Below are 18,305 nucleotides of genomic sequence, written 5' to 3' on the forward strand. Positions count from 1 at the left end.
TTCAAGGTATATAGGTCAGCCTAACCTAACTTAGGTTGACCTAACTACCTTCTCGCCAGGCACGCCACAGACGCGCGTACTGGCCGCCCAGAGCCACCAACTCCCCGTGCGTTCCCTCTTCCACCACGCGTCCCGCGTCCAGTACGGCGACCCGGTCGGCCGCCATCGCCTGGGTCAGCCGGTGCGCCACGAGCAGTGTGGTGCGGCCCGAGCACGCGGCCAGCACGGCCCGCTCCAGCTCGGCCGCGCCCTCGCTGCCCGCCTCCGCCGTCGACTCGTCGAGCACCACTACGGGCGATCGGCCCAACACCAGCCGGGCCAGGGCGATCTGGGCGACCTTCGTGACGTCCAGGCGCTCACCGCCCTCGCCGACCATGGTGTTCAGCCCCTCGGGCAGCAGCTCGACCCACCCGCCGGCGCCGACCGTGCGCAACGCGTCCAGTAGCTGCTCGTCGCTCGCATCGGGCGCGGCGAGCCGCAGGTCGTCGGCGAGCGGACCCGAGAACACATGCGTCTCCTGGGTCAGAATGCTCACCAACGCCCGCGCCCCGGCCTCGTCCATGCCGGCGAGGTCGTGCGACCCGATGCGCACCGACCCGGCCTGCGGGGCCCCGATGCCGGCGATCAGCGCGGCCAGGGTGGACTTGCCCGCGCCCGTCGCCCCCACCAGGGCGAGCGAACCGCCGGCCGGGATGGACAGACTCACATCCCGCAGGACCGGTTCGTCGGTGTCGGGGTAACTGAAGGTCAGCCCCTCCACCGTCACCGGGTACGGCGCGGCTTCCGCCGGTGCGACGGACACGTCGCCCACCAAGCGGTCCTCCGCGGGCTCCCCCAACACCCCGACCAGGCGGGTAAGGCTCGCGCCCGACTTCTGTGCCTCGTCGAAGGTGAACATGATGGCGCCCAGCGGGGTGAACAGCCGGTGGAACATCAGTGGGGCCGCCGACACCTCACCCAGGGTGGCGGCGTCGGCCTCCAACAGGGCGTACCCCACCACAAGGATGAGGACGAGCCCGATAAACTCGGCGCGGTTCTCCCTGCCGACGAACCGGCCGAAGAAGCGGAACACCTCGACGCCGAGATTGCGCACCCGCCACGATTCCTGGGTGACCGTCTCGCGGACAGAGCTCTCCAGGCGGTACGCCCTGACCGTGTCGATCCCGTTCAGACCACTGATCAACGCCTGCGCACGGTCGGCCTGCGCCACCCGCTGCTTCCGGTAGAGCGGCGCGGACCGGGGCAGATACCAGCGCAGGGCCAGCGCGTACGCGGGCAGCGCGCAGGCGCCGGCCAGGCCGAGCCGCCAGTCCAGTCCGAACATGCCGACCGTCGCTATGGCGACCAGCACCCCCGCCGAGAACACCGTGGGGACGGCCGTCCTGATGCCTTTGGACAGCACGGCCACGTCGTCACCGACCCGGGACAGTACGTCGCCCCGGCCGACCTGCTCGACGCGTGCGCTCGGCATCCCCAGCACAGCGCGGACGGCGGCTTCCCGCAGTTGTGCGAGCAGATCCGCTCCCAGCCGCCCGATCAGGTACGTCGACGCCGCGGTGGCCGCCGCGCCGAGCAGCGCGGCGGCCACCATCAACACCCCGACCGTGACCAGCACCGAGCGCGATTCGCCCTCGATCACCCCGTCGACCACCCGGCCGAGGAGGAGCACCGGGAGTACCTGGAGCGCCGCCCCGGCCACCGTCGTGAGCACGGTGGCGGCCGTCAGCCAGGGGGCCTGGCGACAGTGCGCCGCGACCCACCCGGTGGCCTCACCTCCGGCCGCCGTGCGCAGGGTTGTCGGGGCGACGCGGGTGTCGGTGATACTCACAAAGAGACCAAATCTTGCCGAGGGCGGAACAGGGCGAACGCCATCTTTAGCCGACCGACTTGGCGAGCTCATCGATGGCGTACGGCAGGGACAGCAGCGTGCCCTGGGACATGGCCGCACCGACCGCCGGACCCTCACTGTCCAGCAGGTACGAGACCTTGCCCTTCTTGACGGCGGGCAGGTTGGTGAACAGCTCGAACTTCTTCAGCGCTTCCGTGTCCGCCTTGTCGTTGATGACAAAGATGCGGTCGACGTCGATCAGGTCCATGCGCTCGGGCGACAGCGGGGCGGAGAAACTGCCGTCAGCGATCTCGTCGATCTTGGTCTGGTACTTGAACCCAATGCCCGTCACCAGCCGTCCACGTACGTCCGTGGAGGTGAACGGCACCACCGCGTCCTTGTACCAGGACACCGCGACAGCGGTCTGCTTCGCGAACTCGGGGTGCGCCTTCTTGGTGGTGTCGAGCTTGGTCTGGATGCCCTTCACCAACTTGGCGCCCTCGTCCTCCTTGCCGAGCGCCTTGGCGATGTGCACCGCGTTGTCCTGCCACGGCGCGCTGAAGGGCTCCTTCTCGCCCTTGGTGCGGCCCACTGTCGGAGCGATCTTGGAGAGCTTCTCGTAGGCGGCCTTGTCGATCTCGGAGTAGACCGCGACGATCAGGTCCGGACGCAGGGAGGCGATCTTCTCGTAATTCGGGCCCGAGTCACCGTTGTTCATGACGACCTCGGGCCGGGTGTCGCCCCACTTGTCCTTCACCCAGGGCCACTGGGTGTTGATGTCGGGGGACTTGCCCGCCGGGTTCGGGTACTGGTCGACCATGCCGACCGGCTTGGTGCCGAGCGCCAACATCGCCTGGTCATCCGTATAGCCCACGGAGACGACCCGCTTGGGAGCCTCGGTGACCTTCGTGGATCCGAACGCGTGCTCCACGGTGACCGGGAACGCGCCGGCGGCGGCTGCCGGGGCGTCGTCGCTCTTCTTGTCCGCCGCGTCGGAACCGCATCCCGTGAGGAGGCCAAGACCGAGGGTCGCGGCGGACAGCACCGTCGCCGCCCGCTGCCACGGCTTCACAAGCGTCGTTCGATGGAGAAGCATCCGAGATCCCTTTGCTGTCGCACTATCCACTGCGCCCCGATGTAAGGGCAGCCAAACCTTATCCTGCACAAGTGAGGTTAGCCTAGCCTAACTTTCAACTTTCCCTCACCGGAAACAAGTGGGGTACTCGCCCCTGCGCCCTACGGGGCGAGTACGACGTGCGTACGGCCGATCGGCACGATGAGGGGCCGGTCACCCACCGGGTCGTCGATCACCTTGGCCCGCAGCCCGAACGCCTCGTGCAGCAGCTCGGCGGTGATCACGTCACGCGGGTGCCCCTGCGCCAGGATCGATCCCTCCCGCATCACGATGAGGTTGTCGCTGTATCGCGTGGCCAGATTGAGGTCGTGCAGCACCATGACCACGGTGCGCCCCGACTCGTGCAGGTCGTCCACCAGGTCGAGTACGTCGATCGCGTGCGCCAGGTCCAGATAGGTGGTCGGCTCGTCGAGGAGCAGCAGGTCGGTGCCCTGGGCCAGGGTCATCGAGATCCAGACGCGCTGGCGCTGGCCGCCGGACAGCGAGTCGACCGGGCGGTCGGCCAGGTCGGAGACCCCGGTCATGGCCAGCGCGCGCTTCACGACGCCGGCGTCGTCCGAAGACCACTGCCGCAGCCAACTCTGGTGCGGGTGGCGCCCTCTGGCGACCAGGTCGGCCACCGTCAGACCCTCCGGTGCGACTGGCGCCTGCGGCAGCAGGCCGAGCTTCTTCGCCACGTCCCTGGTCTTGAGCTTGACGATGTCCTCGCCGTCCAGAACCACCGTCCCGCTGGTCGGCTTGAGCAGCCGCGTCAGGGTGCGCAACAGGGTGGACTTCCCGCAGCCGTTGGGACCGATGATCGTGGTGATCACTCCGGGCGGAATCGCCACGTCGAGATCGTCGATAACTGTCAGGCCGCCGTATCCGACCGTGACGCCCCTGGCTGCCAACCGTGGGACGTCCTTGACCCCGGACTCGATCTCGGTGATGAACTGCGCGGCCACAAGCCCCCCTTAATTAGGTTCGCCTTACTTTTTACCATCTACCTGAGGTTCGCCCGCACCAGCAGGTAGACGAGGAACGGGCCGCCGATCGCGGCGGTGACCACGCCGACCGGGAGAGTGATCGGCAGCGCCGTACGGGCGACCAGGTCCGCGCCGATCAGCAGCAGTGCTCCCACCAGGCCGGAGGCCACCATCGGCGGCGTCGGGCACTTCGCCAGACGCATCGCCACCTGGGGCGCCACCAGCGCGACGAACGGAACCGGACCTGCCGCGCTCACGGCCACGGCGGCCAGCAGGACCGCGCACAGCAGCAGGATCGCCCGCACGCTGGAGTAGCGGACGCCCAGGCCGGCGGCAACCTCGTCGCCGAGGTGCATCGGCTTGAACTGGAACGCGACGCCGGCCACCACGACCATGAGAACGAGCGTGCACCAGAAGGCCACCCGGACCTCGTCCCACGACCGGTTCTCCAGCGAGCCGACCAACCACGCCTGGGCCCTGGCCACGTCCCTGATGTCGGCCGAGACCAGCAGCCAGGTCGTGATCGCCTCCATCACCGCGCTCACCGAGATGCCGATGAGGATGAGCCGTACGCCGTCGATCCCGCGTCGCCACGCCAGGAAGTACACCAGCAGACCCGTACCGAGACCGCCCGCGAGCGACGCCGCGGACAGGCCCACCGAGCTGACGACCGCGGCAGCCGTCCCGCCCGACACCGTCACCAGGAACACCGCGACGGCGCTGGCTCCGCCGGTGATCCCCAGGATGTCGGGACTGGCGAGCGGATTGCGCGCGACGGACTGCGTGATCGCGCCGGACATCCCCAGCGCGATCCCCACGATGAGACCGGCCAGGGCGCGCGGCATCCGCAGATCCATGACCACGAACTCGTCGACCTGTTCGCCCCGGCCGAGGATCGTGGCGACCACCCTGGACAGCCCGATGGGGAAGTCACCGGCGCTGAGGGAGAGGCAGAACACCAGGAAGGTCGCCGCCATCAGCAGCAGCGTGACCAGGACGAGCCAGGGCCGCCATACGAACGACATCTGGCCGAGCCGCACGCCCGGCGCCACCGATGGGATCGCGTCTGTCGTGTGCGTGCGCGTGTCGCTCATGCGTGTCTTGTTCATGCGCTCTTGAACTTTCCTCGCCACACCAGAACAGCGAAGAACGGGGCGCCCAGGAGGGCCACCACGACCCCCGCGTCCAACTCACCCGGCCGCACCACCAAGCGCCCCACGATGTCGCAGACCAGGAGGACGACGGCTCCGAGCAGACCGGCGTACGGCACCAGCCATCGGTAGTCCGGCCCGGTCAGGTATCGGGCCCCGTGGGCCACCATGAGCCCGAGGAACGCGATGGGGCCGCACGCCGCCGTGGCAGCGCCGGCCAGCAGGGTGATGGCGACGATGCCCGTGGTCCGGCTCATGGCGATGTTCACTCCCAGCCCCCGTGCCACGTCGTCGCCCAGGTTGAGCAGGTTGAGGGCGGGGAGGGTGATCAGTGCCAGTACCAATCCGGTCGCGATGAATGCGGTCACCGGCCAGATGACGTCGAATCGGACACCGGCCACGGAGCCCGCGTTCCAGAACCGCAGCGCGTTCAGCGACTTCTGGTCGGACAGCGCGACCGCCGTGGTCATCGCCGCGAGGAACACCGTGATCCCTTGCCCGGCCAGGGCGAGCGTCAATGGGTTGCCCGCCCCCCGGCCGATGCTCGCCAGGCCGAAGACGACGACGCCTGCGATCGCCGCCCCCAGGAAGGCGAACCAGACGTACTGGAACGGGTCGGTGAACCCGAACACGGCGATCACCGACACCACGGCGAACGAGGCTCCGGCGTTCACCCCCAGCAGGCCCGTGTCGGCGATGGGATTGCGTGTGTACCCCTGGATCAGCGCACCGCCGACTCCCAGAGCGATGCCCGCCACGATCGCGAGCACGGTCCGGGGCACCCGCACGGTCTGCACGATGAGCCTGATCTCGGTCAGTGGCTCGTCGGAGTCGGGCACCGCGAACAGCCCGTGCCAGACCTCGGCGGGACTCAGCGCGCGGGTGCCGACGGCCAGCGACACCGCCGCCGCGATCACGAGGATCACCACAAGCGCGCCCAAACCCACGACCCGCCGCCGACGGGGATCCCTTGTCCCCGGGGGCGCGGGTCGCTCAACTGCAGTCGTGAACATGTCGACGAACGTTATCCCTAGCCGTGGGCGGACTGACGGGCGGTGCGGCCGGCGCCATCGGCGAGCGGTCGGCCCTCGTCGGAGGCCGACCTCAGGCCCCGGGCGAGCAACGATTCCAGGATCTCGCCGACCCGTATCGCGGTGTTGGACAGCAGCGACGTCGTAATGCCGTGCGTGTGCTCCGTCCCCCCCTGCAGGTAGATCCCACAGCGCAGTTCGGGGTCCGTCGCGATGCGGTAGTCGCGCTCGACGCGGACGCGGCCCTGGTCGTCGCTCAGGCAGCGGTCGGCGACCTCGCCGAGGAGGCCGAGTGGGTCGGCGGGGCTGTAGCCGGTGGCGAAGACCACGACGTCGGCGTCCAGGTGTGTCTCCTCGCCCGTGACGAGGGACTTCACCGTCGCACGTACGCCGTCGGGCGTCTCCTCGGCGCCGGTGACCCGGGACACGTTGAGGAAACGCAGCCGTTCGGTCCCGAGGACCTTCTCCCGGTACATCTGCCGGTACAGGTCGTCGATCAAGTCGATGTCGACCACGGAGTAGTTGGTGTTGCCGTGATAGGCCATCAACCGGCTCTTGACGCTCTCGGGCGCGGTGAAGAAGTCGTCGACCGCCCCGGGGTCGAAGATCCGGTTGGCGAAGCTGCTGTCGTCGGCGGGGCTGTAGCCGTAGCGCGAGAAGACCGCACAAACCTCGGCCCGGGGGAAGCGGCGGTGCAGGTAGGCCACGTTCTCGGCGGCGCTCTGTCCGGCACCCACGACGACGAACCGCGAGGGCGAACCGCCCTCCAGTCCGTCGACCTTGCGCAGCAGATCGGAGTTGTGCCAGATGCGGTCGCCGCGCTCCACGCCCTCCGGCATGAGAGGGCGCAGCCCGGTACCGATGACGAGGTTGCGGGCCCGGTGGACCTCAAGGCCCTCCCCCGACCGGACGGTCACGTCCAGGTACTCCACGACACCGTCGTGGACGAAGGGCGTGACGGAGACGACCTCGTGGCCGTAGGAGACCATGTCGTCGACTTTGGCCGCGGCCCACTCGAAGTACTCGTGGAATTCCACCCGCAGCGGGAAGAGGTTCTTGCCGTTGACAAAGTCGATCATGCGGTTCTTGCTCTGCAGATAGCAGAGAAAGCTGAACTCACTGGCCGGGTTCCGGAGCGTCACCAGGTCCTTGAGGAAGGACACCTGCATGGTGGCGTCGTCGATCAGCATGCCGCGGTGCCAACCGAAGCTCGGCTGCTGCTCGAAGAAGTGAGCGGTGACCGGCTCCTGCCTGCCGACGCGCGCGTTGTGCTCGTTGAGCGCGATCGCCATGGCCACATTGGAGGGGCCGAAGCCGATGCCAATGAGGTCGTGGACCACCGGTGCGTCGCCAGGAAGAACCTGAGACATGTCACTCCCATCGTGCGGTGAAGCCGCCTGTCAGGCGTGGGGAAGGTACGAGAGGCAGGCATGCCGACGGACCGGCCAGCAAACTTAGGTGAGCCTAAGCTAATCGCGCGGCACTGTCGACTGGGCAAACCGGACAAACGCGCGCCAACGCCTCGTGAAGCGACGTAAAACCGCCTCCTACGCCGATGCCGGCTCTCTCCCCTTCGCGGTCGTTCCCTACCTCGGTCACCAACGCCTCGCCGTCGTCGCCGGTCCCCCGAGACACCTGCTCGCTCGCCACCTGGCCACAGCCGGTCAGAGCCAACTCGCTGTGCCGGGGCCGGAGCCAGGAACGCCCCGGGCCCAGAAGACGGGCGCCCGGGGCGTGTGGCACGTGCGGCCAGGTACCGCTGGTTATGCGAACTGACCGGGCTGGTAGTCGCCGGCCGGCTGCTGGATGAGGACGTTCGCCCGGTTGAAGGCGTTGATGATCGCGATCGCGCACACCAGGGCGGCCAACTGCTCCTCGTCGTAGTGCTTGGCAGCGTTCGCCCACACCTCGTCGCTGACCCCACCGGCCGCGTCCGCGATCCGGGTGCCCTGCTCCGTCAGCTCCAGCGCCGCCCGCTCGGCCTCGGTGAATACCGTGGCCTCCCGCCACACCGCCACCAGATTCAGCCGCACCGAGGACTCACCGGCCGCGGCGGCATCCTTGCTGTGCATGTCGGTGCAGAAACCACACCCGTTGATCTGACTTGCGCGGAGCTTCACCAGCTCCTGCGTCGCGGCCGGCAGCGTCGAGTCATCGAGCACCTTGCCCGCCGCGATGATGTGCCGGAAAACCTTGCCAATGGTCGGACTGCTCAAGGGGTCCAAGCGGGCACTCATGGCGATCTCCTCTGCCGTTGTCGGTGCTTACACAGCTACGACGGCGCAGCTCGGCAGGATGTGACATGACCGGCTGTGACCCGCGTCTCTCCCGTCACCGCGGCGAGGACGTCCTCGACTCATCAGTTCCGGCGCGAAGCAGTCACGCGGTCGGGCGATCTTCCCGTCGCGGATGCGGAAGATCCGCACGAGCGAGACAGCCGGGTTTTCCCGTCCCCGTCGAACCCATCGAAACCGTGTCGATTTCGGCGATGAACACGTCGGGGCGGGGCCGTGTGCAGTACGCACCCGGTCTTCTCAAGGACCGCCGCCCGTCTTCCGCTGGCGGTTCCGGGGCGTCAAGACGGCTGAAACCGAGCTGAAACCGTACTGAACCGGCTCAGCCGCAAGCTCTGCGGCATGACGAAAACGACCGACCCACTCGCGATCTCGGCCACCGGGCTGCGCAAGTCCTACGGCGAGAAGACCGTTCTCGACGGCATCGACCTCCGCGTCCCCGTCGGCACGGTCTTCTCCCTCCTCGGGCCGAACGGCGCCGGCAAGACCACCACGGTCCAGATCCTCTCCACCCTGGTCGCCGCCGATGCCGGCGAGCTGCGGGTGAACGGGCACGACCTTGCCTCCGAGCCTCAGGCGGTGCGCGCGGCGATCGGCGTCACCGGGCAGTTCTCCGCGGTGGACAACATGATCACCGGCGAGGAGAACATGCTCCTCATGGCGGACCTGCACCATCTCCCTCGCCGCGAAGGCCGCCGATTCGCCGCCGAGTTGCTGGAGCGCTTCGAGCTGGCCGGGGCCGCCAAGAAGCCCGCTGTCACCTACTCCGGCGGCATGCGCCGCCGTCTCGACCTCGCCATGACTCTGGTCGGCAGCCCGCGGATCATCTTCCTCGACGAGCCGACCACCGGCCTCGACCCGCGCAGCCGGCACACCATGTGGCACATCATTCGAGAACTCGTCGCCGAGGGCGTCACCGTCTTCCTCACCACCCAGCACCTGGATGAGGCCGATCAGCTCGCCGACCGCATCGCGGTTCTCAACGGTGGCGAGATCGTCGCCCAGGGCACGGCCGGAGAGCTCAAGCGGCTGGTCCCTGGCGGGCATGTCCGCCTCCGGTTCGCCGAGCCTCAGGCGTACGCGCACGCGACCGACGCCTTGCCCGACACCTTCCGGAGCGAGGAATCGCTCTCCCTGACCATCCCCAGCGGCGGCAGCCAGCGCGAGCTGCGCGCCATCATCGACCGGCTCGACGCGGCCGGCATCGAGGCGGACGAGCTGACCGTGCACACCCCCGACCTCGACGACGTGTTCTTCGCTCTGACGGACCAACCCGCTGCGGCCACCGCATCCGCCACGCCCACCGCCTCCGCCACGCCCGCCGCCAAGGAGACCGTCCGATGAGCACCCTGTCCCTCACCGTGCGCGACTCGTCCACGATGTTGCGCCGCAACCTCCTGCACGCGCGGCGCTACCCCTCCCTCACCCTCAACGTCCTGCTGACGCCGATCGTCCTGATGCTGCTTTTCGTGTACGTCTTCGGCGATGTGATGAGCGCGGGCATCACGGGCGGCGACGCCGGCCGCGCCGAGTACGTCGCCTATCTGATCCCCGGCATCCTGCTGATGACCATCGGCGGGACCTCCGTCGGCACCGCCGTGTCCGTCTGCATCGACATGACCACGGGCATCGTCGCCCGCTTCCGCACCATGGCGATCTCCCGTGATTCCGTGCTGATCGGACATGTCGTCGGCAGTGTGCTGCAGACGCTGATGTCGCTGGTGCTGGTGCTGGGCGTCGCCCTTGCCATCGGGTTCCGCCCCGAGGCCACCGTGGTGGAGTGGATCGCGGCGGCGGGCCTGCTGACGATGGTCAGTCTGTCGCTGACGTGGACCGCGGTCGGTCTCGGCCTGGCCAGCCCGACGCCCGACGGTGCGAGCAACAACGCACTGCCGCTGATGATGCTGCCGTTGCTGTCCAGCGCGTTCGTGCCGGTGGATGCCATGCCGAGCTGGTTCCGCTGGTTCGCCGAGTACCAGCCCTTCTCCCCCGCCATCGAAACCCTGCGCGGTCTGCTGTTGGGCAGCGAGATCGGCAACAACGGGTGGCTGGCCTTCGCCTGGTGCGTGGGCCTGACCGTGCTCGGCTACCTCTGGTCGAAGGCCCAGTTCAATCGAGACCCGGTGCGCTGATCGCGCGCAGCGCCACGGCAAGCAACTCACCGTGCTCCAGGGCGGCGTACTCCGACATCGCGACGGCGTACGCCGCCCTGTCGGCATGATCGGCGGCCCGCTGGGCCCGGTCGGCGGACAGGGTCGGGAACTCCCTCAGTACGCGCATCCGTTCCGCCAGCGCCAGGAGGCGCACAGCCGAGGTGTCGCCCCGCGCGAGGCCGGTCAGGCCGAGCGCCCGCAGCACCGTGCCGCACACCGGAAGCTTCGATGGGACCCCCGCCTCGGACTGACCTGCCAGCAACTGCCTGAGTTGTTCCCGGAGTTGTCCGGCCAGCCCGTCGAGCAGCTCAAGGCGGCCGTGCTGGGCATGCGCGGCCAGTGCAGCCGACTGCACTTCCAGGGACCAGGGATTTGCCAACGGCTCGGTGGCCTGTGGCGGGTTCCCCTCCCGCATCCGCGCCACGGCCTGCCGCCACAGTTCGAGCCCCGCCTCGGTCAGTCCACGGGCCAGCGCGATCTCCGCCCGTGCCGCCAGGTCCGGGGTGTAGAAGATCTGGTTCGCCTCCACCTGTTGGTCGAGGGCTGCCAGCTCCCACCAGTACTCCGCCTCGTCGAGATCCCCGCGCTGCAAACAGGCAAGCACCAGTCCCCAGCGGATGCCGACCGTGTCCAGCAGGCCGTCGAACTTGTCGAGCGCGCCCAGCGCGGCCCGCAGGTGGGTGTACGCCTCCGCGCCCCGCTCGGTCTGTAGACACAGGTCGCTGATCCGGCCGTGGCTCAGCATCCGCGTCGCCGGATTCTTCAGCGGCCCCAGAGCGGCGAGAGTCCGGCGGGCGGATTCCAGCGCCCGTTCCACCTCGTTCTCGTACTCCCACACGTAGCTGGCGACGAGCTCGGAGAGGCCCGCCACCAGTGGTTCGTCGGCGGCGCACAGCTCCCACAGGCGCACGTAGTCCGGAGGGAGCACGTCGGGCGTGGCGCACAGGACGACGGCCAGTGCCCGGAGCAGGGTGTCCGGCGGAGCCGTCGGCAGCCTGCGCAACGTGACGAGCTGGCGCATGGCATGCGGCCCGTGACTCATGAAGAGGGACGCCGCGCACACGGCCGCCGCGGTCCGCGCCACCTCGACGTCCTCGGAACCGGGTTGGAAGTGCGAGAGCGGGCCGCCGGTCCCGGTGGCGAGGGTGGCGAGCCGGGCGTGATTGAAGTCGGTGGCCCACAGCGAGGCGAGCACCGCCGTGACGGCCGCGGTAGTGGGTCCCTCGGTGCGCGTCAGAGCGTGTCTCAGGGCCAGAACGAGGTTGTCCTGCTCGGCCCGGATCCGCACCCAGTAGGGCGAGGGGTCGCTGCTGAAGAGCACATCGTGGTACGTACGGCCGAAGTCCCGTGCCCAGGCGAGGAACCCGATGGTGACGGCTTCCTCCTCGCCCGCCCGCGCGCGCCGGCCGGCGCTGAACTCCCGTACGGTCTCCAGCATGTGAAAGCGCAGCCCGGACGCGGTCTCACCTGCCTTGATCAAGGACTGATCGGCCAACTGTTCCAGCAGGTGGAGCGCGTCCCCCCTGCCACCGCCCGCGAGCACACGCTCCGCCGCGTCCTCGGTGAAGCCTCCGGGGAACACCGAGAGCGCGCGCAGCGCCGCCCGACCTTCGGGCTCAAGGAGGTTCCAGCTCCATTCGACGACGGCATACAGGGTGCGATGCCGCTCCGGTGTGTCCCGCGCCCCACCGCGCAGCAGCGCGAAGCGGTCCCGCAGGCGGCGGTCGATCTCGGCCACGGACAGCACCCGCACCCGGGCGGCGGCCAGCTCCACGGCCAGCGGAAGACCGTCCAGACGACGGCAGAGCTCGGCCACCTGGCCGGCGGGCAGCTCCACATCGGGGCGCGCCGCCCTGGCCCGCTGCCCGAAGAGCTCGACGGAGGTGGCGAGGGTCAGCTCCGGCAGCGCATACAGGGACTCCGAAGTCAGGCCGAGCGGAGCCCTGCTGGTGGCAAGCACCCGCAGCTCCTTCGACCGCGACACCAGATCCCGTACGAGGTCGGCGGCGCCGCGGACGACCTGCTCACAGTTGTCGAGCACAAGGAGTACAGGTCCTGGGCCCAGCGCTCCGACGATCCCTCCGACGAGATCCCCGCCCACGGCGAAGCGCCGGGTGTCCCCGACACCGACCGCCGAGGCCACCTCCCCTGCCACATCGTCATCGGCGGTGACACCGGCCAGCGGCACGAAGTGCACCACCCGCTGTTCGGCGGCCCGGCCGACGGCGTACGCGAGCCGGGTCTTGCCGAGGCCGCCGGGGCCGATGGTGGTGACGACCCGTGCGGTGCGCAGCAGTTCGGCCACGGTGGCGATGTCGGCCTCCCGCCCGAGCAGCAGATTCGGCTCGTGCGGTACGCCGTGCCGGACCGCGGGCGCCTCGGCACGCAGCAGTTCCTCGTGTACGGCCTTGAGCCTGCCACCGGGGTCGGCGCCGAGCTCTTCACGCAGCCCTCGCCGGTAGGTGTCGTACCGGCTCAGTGCGGCGGCCGGGCCCACGGTGGCAGCCTCGCAGCGCAGCAGCTCCGCCAGCACCTCCTCGTCCCGGGGCAGTTCCCCGGCCAGCTCGGCCAACGGGCGCGCCGCCTCTTCCCGCCGCCCGACCCGGGACAGGGCGAGCGCGCGGGTGCGCACCAGCGCCCGGTGGGCACCGGCCCGCGCGGCGAGCAGCACCAGCACCGGGTCGTGCGGGTCCTCTCCGGCACCGGCGGTCACGACGCCGTCCCACAGGGCCAGGCCGGCTTCGGCTTCCTCCAGAGCACCCTTGTGATCACCCGTGCGAGCCCGCTCCGCACCGGCCTCCTCGCGCAGCAGCAACGCGGAGCTGTCGACCCGCGTCGCGCCCAGCGCCAGTCGGTATCCCGTCGGCGTACTCACGATCAGCCCGGTGCCCAGCTGGGACCGCACCCGGGAGACCAGCACCTGCACCGCCTTCGCCGGCCGCTCCGGCTGTGTGTCCGGCCACAGCCCCTCCGCGAGCCGCCCGGTGCTGCACCCGGCCCGCAGGTCGACGGCGAGCAGCGCCAGCAGCCCGCGCAGACGCGGCGCGGTTATCTCCTGCCCCCGGTAGGCAATGCGGGGCAGCAAGGTCAGCTCGGAGGTCACGTACGCAGACTAGCCAGCATCAGGCGCACCCCGACACGGCAGCCGGTACGCCGGCCGGCCCGAGCAGGGGCACGGTCGTGTTTCCGGGGTGGGCCGCAGCAGCGCGGTGACCAGGGCCAGGCGCCCGGACCTCCTCGACGACGCGGCCGTGCGCATCGCCGGCCTCGTCCACCTGAGCGGAATCACCCCGGCCCTCTCACCGGACCGAACCGAACCACGAACCGCCACTGCCCGACCTCCGAGTTGGCGGACAGCGTCGTAACTATAGGTCGGGGCGCGCCCTCACCCCCACGGACACATACGAACGAACGGTCACCCTTCGCACCCCATCCGACCTGGCGCGAAGGGCCCCAGTAGCGGAGGAACCTGTGCCCGCCCACGCATCGTTCGTCCGTGCGCTCGTCGCCCAGTGACGTCGGCGAGGGACCCGCGCGTGCTCCACGGAGTGACCGGCAGGTGACCGGCCCGATAGCGGGTCCGGGAAGGGTGATGTCGCGCAGCCACTGCGGCAGTCGACAGGACGGTACTTCCGACTTCGAGGACCGTTCCCATCATGGTTGCTCAGGAGCAAATGCCCCTGAGCAACGCCACGGCGCTGTGTGCGACCACATCCCTGCCAGTGAGAACGCCTCCGGGCAGAGTCCTTCGCTCCCTCATGGTGGGCGGGCGGGACGGCCCGGGGTGAGGAGAATACATGCGACGCCGGACCCCCCTCGCGGTGCTGAGCACGACAGCCGCCCTGCTGGTCGGCCTCACGGCCGTACCGGCCGCAGGCCAAGCAGCGGCGCCCGCTCTCCCCTGCACCAACACCGCGCACATGCCCACCAGTGACGGCCACGCGCGGGCCAAGGCCACCGCCGAACGGCGTGGCGGCGGCTTCGGCAATGCCACCGTGGAGGTCATCGTCTGGGCCGACCTCTCCTTGCGCGGCGACGAGCGCGTCGCGCAGCGCAGCCAGTTCTTCTCCCGGGGGTCGGTGGATGCGGCGGGCCAGTGCTACAACGGCTTCGGTCACATCCGCGGCATCTACACCGAGATGTACGTCAACGGCCAGAAGGTCGCGGAGTCCGCCCGGGCCCGAATGCCAGGCTGCGTGGCTTAGGCCATGTGAGCAGGTCGTCCGTCTACGGCGAGGGCCCCTGGCCCGCCGCCCGCGTCGGTCACTCGGAGGTTCGGCGAAGCACGAGGGTGAAGAATCCGAAGCTGTCGCGATAGGTGTGCAGCCACTGTGAGCGGTGGTCGGAGGCAACCGTGAGAATCTCGGCGCTGTCGGGGTCCTCGGGGTGGTTCAGCGCCCACGCCGCCAGGGATCCGGTCCAGCACCACTCGAAGTGGTCGAGTTCCTGGCGTGTGCTGATGTGCCCGAAGACAGGGGTCCAGCCGTGGCCGACCACGCGGTCCACCGTGGTCGCCAGGTCCTCGTATTCGCCCAGCATCTCGCGGGCGGCAACGGTGGGCTCGCGCTCCCAGTAGGCGTCGCCGACCAGGACGCGGCCGCCGGGAGCGAGATGCTTTTGGGCGGCATCGAGGGTGGGCAGGAGTCCGCCGAAAGCGTGGGTGGCACCGATGCTGAGAACTGCGTCGAAGGGACGTGGGGACACGAACTCCGCGGCGTCCTGCTGGTGAAGTGCGAGTCGCTGTTCGACTCCCAGCTCGGCCGCCTCCTTCTGGGCCTTGGCCAGGTACTGGGCCGAGTTGTCGACGCCTTCGGCGGTCACCGTCGGATGAGCGGCCAGGGCCCGTAGGAGCCACGCCGCCTCACCGCAGCCGAGGTCGAGCACCCGCTCATCCCCTCGGTCCAAGGTCCGGTGGAGCAATCGCTCCACGGACTCGTCGTCGAGCGGGCTGTTGATGGGGTGACCGGCGTGTGACAGCTCAGAGATCTTTTCGCGGTTCATTGCGGGCAGCCTGACAGCGTCGGACGCTCATCGCATCCGCTGTGCTCCGCCGACGAGCTCGTGCTTTGCTGTGCTCGGCCGAACCGACCGACGTGGTGACAGCGACTGGATCCGCATCGTCGGCAATGCGGATCCAGCCGGTTTGAGGGCGGCTCGGGTGGCAGGTACTGGAGCTCCACGGGCCACCTCGAATGCCGTCGACGGACGGCGGGCCTGAGCCGAACCGCCGCGGAGCTCGGCAACGGCCTGGAGAGGTACTGGGGAGGGCCTGAACCAGCCCGGCCGGGCCCACACGCGGTAGGGCTCACACAAGCCCCGGAACCAGACCGCCGAAACCACGTTCACCAGATACCTCCCCATGACGGCCACAGCGAACCGGACAGATGCGGCACCGGGGATCAGGGCGACGTGAAAACCAGCGTCGCAGTTCAACCACCGCGACGAAAGCCGCAGAAACCTTCCCTCAACAATCCGCCCCCCAACGCCACCCCACGCCGACGAGACCACGTACGGCACAGGCGCCCCGACGCCGGACTCTCTGCGTCGCAGGAACGGTCGGCATGCCAGAACATGCCTGACCGACACTGTGTACCGCCGGTGGTAGTGACGCCGTCCGGTCAGGTGGGGTCGGGGGCGCGTTCCAGGGCGAGTTGGCCGCAAGGACGCAGCGGGCGACGCGGAGAATCGGCTGAGCGATGCTGCGTGCCTCTTGCGCTCTGGGACCGCAACGCCGCGATGACAGGCACGCGGACAGGCTGCCGGGCCCGTCGTCGCGGTGGACTGCGCGAGGACGGTGCAGTGGTGCGACGGTCGGCCAACCGGTTGTGCGTGGGGCGGCATGCCCCCGCGTCCGTTCGTTCAGGGGCCCGCCCGATTGCTTGCTCGGGCCCACGGCAGGGACCACCAGTCGCCAGGCCTGTCCCGTGACCCCACGGATCGCCGTGAGCGACCAGTCCTGTCAGGTTCCTGGTTCGAGTTCCTGCAGGATGGCGTGCCCGGCCGCACGGTGTTCGGCGGCTGCGGGCGGGTCCGTGTCGTCGAGGACCGTGGCGCTTCCCTCGTGGGCCAACGCCTCCGCGTACGGGTACCCCAGTCTCGGGGCCGGATCCAGCGCTTGCCGGTACAGCAGCAGAGCGTCCTCGGGCAGGCCCGCCAGTCGGCAGGTCTCGGCGTAGCCGTTGAGGAAATGGATCTTCCAGTGTTCTTCGAACAGGTCGTCCAGCAGCGCGAACGCCCGGCGGTGGCCGGCCACCGCCTCTTCGTACCGGCCCATCTGCCGCAGCGCGACGCCGAGGCAGTTGAGGCACCACGCCTCGTTGTGCTTGTGGCCGTCCTCGCGGGCCAGCGCGAGCGCCTGCTCCAGGTGCTCCACCGCCTCGTCGGGTTCCTCGCGGGCGATGGCCACGCCGAGGGTGATCCGGGCCGTCAGAGTGGGGGGCCACGCGGGATCGGCGTGCGGAATGTCCAGCGCCGTGCGGGCCAGCCGCGCCGCTTCCACGCGGTGTCCCAGCTGCAGCATCGCCCAGGCCTCGTACCCGGTCGCATGGGCCGCGCCCATGGGGCAGTCGGCGTCCGCGTACAGCTTGCCCGCCAGCCGGAAGAGGCCGAGCGGCTCCTCGACATGACCCTCGTCCCACCTCAGGTAACCCTGGCGCCCCGGCCGTCGGCCTGAGGGCCGGTCACTCCCCGGCCCGTCGGCCGACGGCCCGACCGAGATCGCGATGGATCACAAGTGCCCAGGTGAGGCAGCCGAATCCGATGGTTGACGCCACAGCGCGCACGGTGTTCCAAGCGGTCCACATCGCCTCGTCGAGCAGGGCGCGCGCCGCCGCCAGCTCAGCGTTGCTGTCGGGTTCTGCGACCGTCCTGAGTTTTTCGTTGAGGGGCTCGTTGACGCCGAACGTGATCACGAACACCACCAGGCAACACACCAGTGCCGACCCGACCCAGATCAGCACCGGCCGCTGCTCCGCGCGGCGATGGAGGGCGGCGGACAGCCCCGTGAAGAACAGCGCGCCCATGAAACCCACGCCGAGGAACAAGGGATTGGTGATCGCCGCGTCGAGTGCCCGGAAGGCGGCGACGAAGGACTGGTCGTCGACATTGCTCAGACCGGGCATGATCCCGTTCGACCAGTTCATGAAGACGCCGGCGATCAGCCCGGTCGTCATGGTGGCCGCGATCAGGGTCCCGGTCCTGAGGCGGTCGCTCCTGAGGCGTTGACGGCCGGTCATGACGACATCTCCTGCGGGGATTCCGCGCAGCTTCGGAGCCCCGGTGCTGCGGTGCGACGGATGCGGGCGGCGAAGCCGCCTGTGTGCGGTGCGGTAGTCATGCGTTCAGGAAAGCCGGATACGGCGCTGCCACCCATGGTTGAGAGCCTCACATCCATACGCGTGCGTCCACGGTGGAGCCGCTGACCGCCCTGCCGGATTGCCCCTCGCGCGCAGGCCCTCGCGCACAGGGCGAAGGCCGGCTGCCGACTTGCCCAGGGCGCTTCCACCGACGTCACTGGCGCGGGCAACCGACCGTCGTGGCCAAGGTGGGCGAGCCGCCGATGGCCCGTCTCACCGCCTGGCGGCCGGCTCTCGCCGCCGACCGACCGCGGCAACGGTGTGCCGCACGGCTGCGCAGTCGGCCACACCGGCCCGCTCGCCCACCGGTAGCGACCCGTGGCACCCACAGACAGCAGCTTAGGTTAGGCTCACCTAATTAACTGTGGTCGGTTGCTCACCAGAAGGAACAAA

At 69.5% G+C, this 18,305-nt stretch carries 14 protein-coding genes; 3 read left to right on the forward strand and 11 right to left on the reverse strand.

Features of this window, described 5'->3' with window-relative positions; genetic code table 11:
- Positions 1-40 precede the first annotated feature (40 nt).
- From ACLLJJ_RS01295 to ACLLJJ_RS01325, 7 genes are all read right to left on the reverse strand, one after another.
- Positions 41-1,828, reverse strand: coding sequence for an ABC transporter ATP-binding protein (locus ACLLJJ_RS01295; RefSeq protein ID WP_434587394.1), 1,788 nt, complete (start codon positions 1,826-1,828; stop codon positions 41-43).
- Positions 1,829-1,874: 46 nt separating this feature from the next.
- The gene (locus ACLLJJ_RS01300; protein WP_434587395.1) at positions 1,875-2,924 is read right to left on the reverse strand and encodes an iron-siderophore ABC transporter substrate-binding protein; all 1,050 of its coding nucleotides are present in this window, start codon (positions 2,922-2,924) and stop codon (positions 1,875-1,877) included.
- Positions 2,925-3,064: 140 nt separating this feature from the next.
- Positions 3,065-3,907, reverse strand: coding sequence for an ABC transporter ATP-binding protein (locus ACLLJJ_RS01305; protein ID WP_434587396.1), 843 nt, complete (start codon positions 3,905-3,907; stop codon positions 3,065-3,067).
- Between the two features lie 38 nt (positions 3,908-3,945).
- On the reverse strand, positions 3,946-5,037 hold the full coding sequence (locus tag ACLLJJ_RS01310) for a FecCD family ABC transporter permease (protein WP_434587397.1): 1,092 nt from the start codon (positions 5,035-5,037) through the stop codon (positions 3,946-3,948).
- Positions 5,034-6,092 (reverse strand): FecCD family ABC transporter permease, encoded by a 1,059-nt coding sequence (locus ACLLJJ_RS01315; RefSeq protein WP_434587398.1) that lies wholly within the window; start codon positions 6,090-6,092, stop codon positions 5,034-5,036. The genes ACLLJJ_RS01310 and ACLLJJ_RS01315 overlap by 4 nt, the downstream gene beginning before the upstream one ends.
- Before the next feature lie 17 nt (positions 6,093-6,109).
- Positions 6,110-7,480: a lysine N(6)-hydroxylase/L-ornithine N(5)-oxygenase family protein gene (locus ACLLJJ_RS01320; protein WP_434587399.1), complete on the reverse strand. Its 1,371-nt coding sequence runs from the start codon at positions 7,478-7,480 to the stop codon at positions 6,110-6,112.
- Between the two features lie 393 nt (positions 7,481-7,873).
- Positions 7,874-8,347 carry a carboxymuconolactone decarboxylase family protein gene (locus ACLLJJ_RS01325; protein WP_434587400.1) on the reverse strand — a complete coding sequence of 158 codons (474 nt, stop codon included), beginning with the start codon at positions 8,345-8,347 and terminating at the stop codon, positions 7,874-7,876.
- Positions 8,348-8,746: 399 nt separating this feature from the next.
- On the opposite strand from ACLLJJ_RS01325, the gene ACLLJJ_RS01330 reads away from it, so the two are divergent.
- A complete protein-coding gene (locus ACLLJJ_RS01330) occupies positions 8,747-9,748 on the forward strand; it encodes an ATP-binding cassette domain-containing protein (RefSeq protein WP_434587401.1) in 1,002 nt (333 codons plus the stop codon).
- Positions 9,745-10,536 carry an ABC transporter permease gene (locus tag ACLLJJ_RS01335; protein ID WP_434587402.1) on the forward strand — a complete coding sequence of 264 codons (792 nt, stop codon included), beginning with the start codon at positions 9,745-9,747 and terminating at the stop codon, positions 10,534-10,536. The genes ACLLJJ_RS01330 and ACLLJJ_RS01335 overlap by 4 nt, the downstream gene beginning before the upstream one ends.
- Here ACLLJJ_RS01335 and ACLLJJ_RS01340 read toward each other — a convergent pair.
- Positions 10,514-13,660, reverse strand: a complete 3,147-nt coding sequence (locus tag ACLLJJ_RS01340) for an ATP-binding protein (protein ID WP_434587403.1) — start codon at positions 13,658-13,660, stop codon at positions 10,514-10,516. The two genes, ACLLJJ_RS01335 and ACLLJJ_RS01340, sit on opposite strands and share 23 nt — an antisense overlap.
- A gap of 694 nt (positions 13,661-14,354) precedes the next feature.
- Between ACLLJJ_RS01340 and ACLLJJ_RS01345 the strand changes: the two genes are divergently transcribed.
- Entirely contained in the window at positions 14,355-14,762 is a 408-nt protein-coding gene (locus tag ACLLJJ_RS01345; protein ID WP_434587404.1) for a hypothetical protein, read from the forward strand.
- Positions 14,763-14,820: 58 nt separating this feature from the next.
- On the opposite strand, the gene ACLLJJ_RS01350 is transcribed toward ACLLJJ_RS01345, so the two are convergent.
- From ACLLJJ_RS01350 to ACLLJJ_RS01360, 3 genes are all read right to left on the reverse strand, one after another.
- Positions 14,821-15,558, reverse strand: a complete 738-nt coding sequence (locus ACLLJJ_RS01350; protein WP_434587405.1) for an SAM-dependent methyltransferase — start codon at positions 15,556-15,558, stop codon at positions 14,821-14,823.
- 958 nt (positions 15,559-16,516) lie between these two features.
- Positions 16,517-17,116 carry a tetratricopeptide repeat protein gene (locus ACLLJJ_RS01355; RefSeq protein ID WP_434587406.1) on the reverse strand — a complete coding sequence of 200 codons (600 nt, stop codon included), beginning with the start codon at positions 17,114-17,116 and terminating at the stop codon, positions 16,517-16,519.
- Between the two features lie 121 nt (positions 17,117-17,237).
- Positions 17,238-17,792 carry a DUF1772 domain-containing protein gene (locus ACLLJJ_RS01360; protein WP_434587407.1) on the reverse strand — a complete coding sequence of 185 codons (555 nt, stop codon included), beginning with the start codon at positions 17,790-17,792 and terminating at the stop codon, positions 17,238-17,240.
- Between the last annotated feature and the right edge of the window lie 513 nt (positions 17,793-18,305).

The sequence above is a fragment of the Streptomyces sp. A5-4 genome, from assembly GCF_051131715.1.
Lineage (GTDB): Bacteria > Actinomycetota > Actinomycetes > Streptomycetales > Streptomycetaceae > Streptomyces.

Excerpts from the sequence above, each read along its gene's own strand:
- ACLLJJ_RS01300 (WP_434587395.1), bottom strand. The coding sequence starts at position 2,924 with ATGCTTCTCCATCGAACGACGCTTGTGAAGCCGTGGCAGCGGGCGGCG.
- ACLLJJ_RS01310 (WP_434587397.1), bottom strand. The coding sequence starts at position 5,037 with ATGAACAAGACACGCATGAGCGACACGCGCACGCACACGACAGACGCG.
- ACLLJJ_RS01315 (WP_434587398.1), bottom strand. The coding sequence starts at position 6,092 with ATGTTCACGACTGCAGTTGAGCGACCCGCGCCCCCGGGGACAAGGGAT.
- ACLLJJ_RS01320 (WP_434587399.1), bottom strand. The coding sequence starts at position 7,480 with ATGTCTCAGGTTCTTCCTGGCGACGCACCGGTGGTCCACGACCTCATT.
- ACLLJJ_RS01325 (WP_434587400.1), bottom strand. The coding sequence starts at position 8,347 with ATGAGTGCCCGCTTGGACCCCTTGAGCAGTCCGACCATTGGCAAGGTT.
- ACLLJJ_RS01330 (WP_434587401.1), top strand. The coding sequence starts at position 8,747 with ATGACGAAAACGACCGACCCACTCGCGATCTCGGCCACCGGGCTGCGC.
- ACLLJJ_RS01335 (WP_434587402.1), top strand. The coding sequence starts at position 9,745 with ATGAGCACCCTGTCCCTCACCGTGCGCGACTCGTCCACGATGTTGCGC.
- ACLLJJ_RS01345 (WP_434587404.1), top strand. The coding sequence starts at position 14,355 with ATGCGACGCCGGACCCCCCTCGCGGTGCTGAGCACGACAGCCGCCCTG.
- ACLLJJ_RS01350 (WP_434587405.1), bottom strand. The coding sequence starts at position 15,558 with ATGAACCGCGAAAAGATCTCTGAGCTGTCACACGCCGGTCACCCCATC.
- ACLLJJ_RS01355 (WP_434587406.1), bottom strand. The coding sequence starts at position 17,116 with ATGGGCGCGGCCCATGCGACCGGGTACGAGGCCTGGGCGATGCTGCAG.
- ACLLJJ_RS01360 (WP_434587407.1), bottom strand. The coding sequence starts at position 17,792 with ATGACCGGCCGTCAACGCCTCAGGAGCGACCGCCTCAGGACCGGGACC.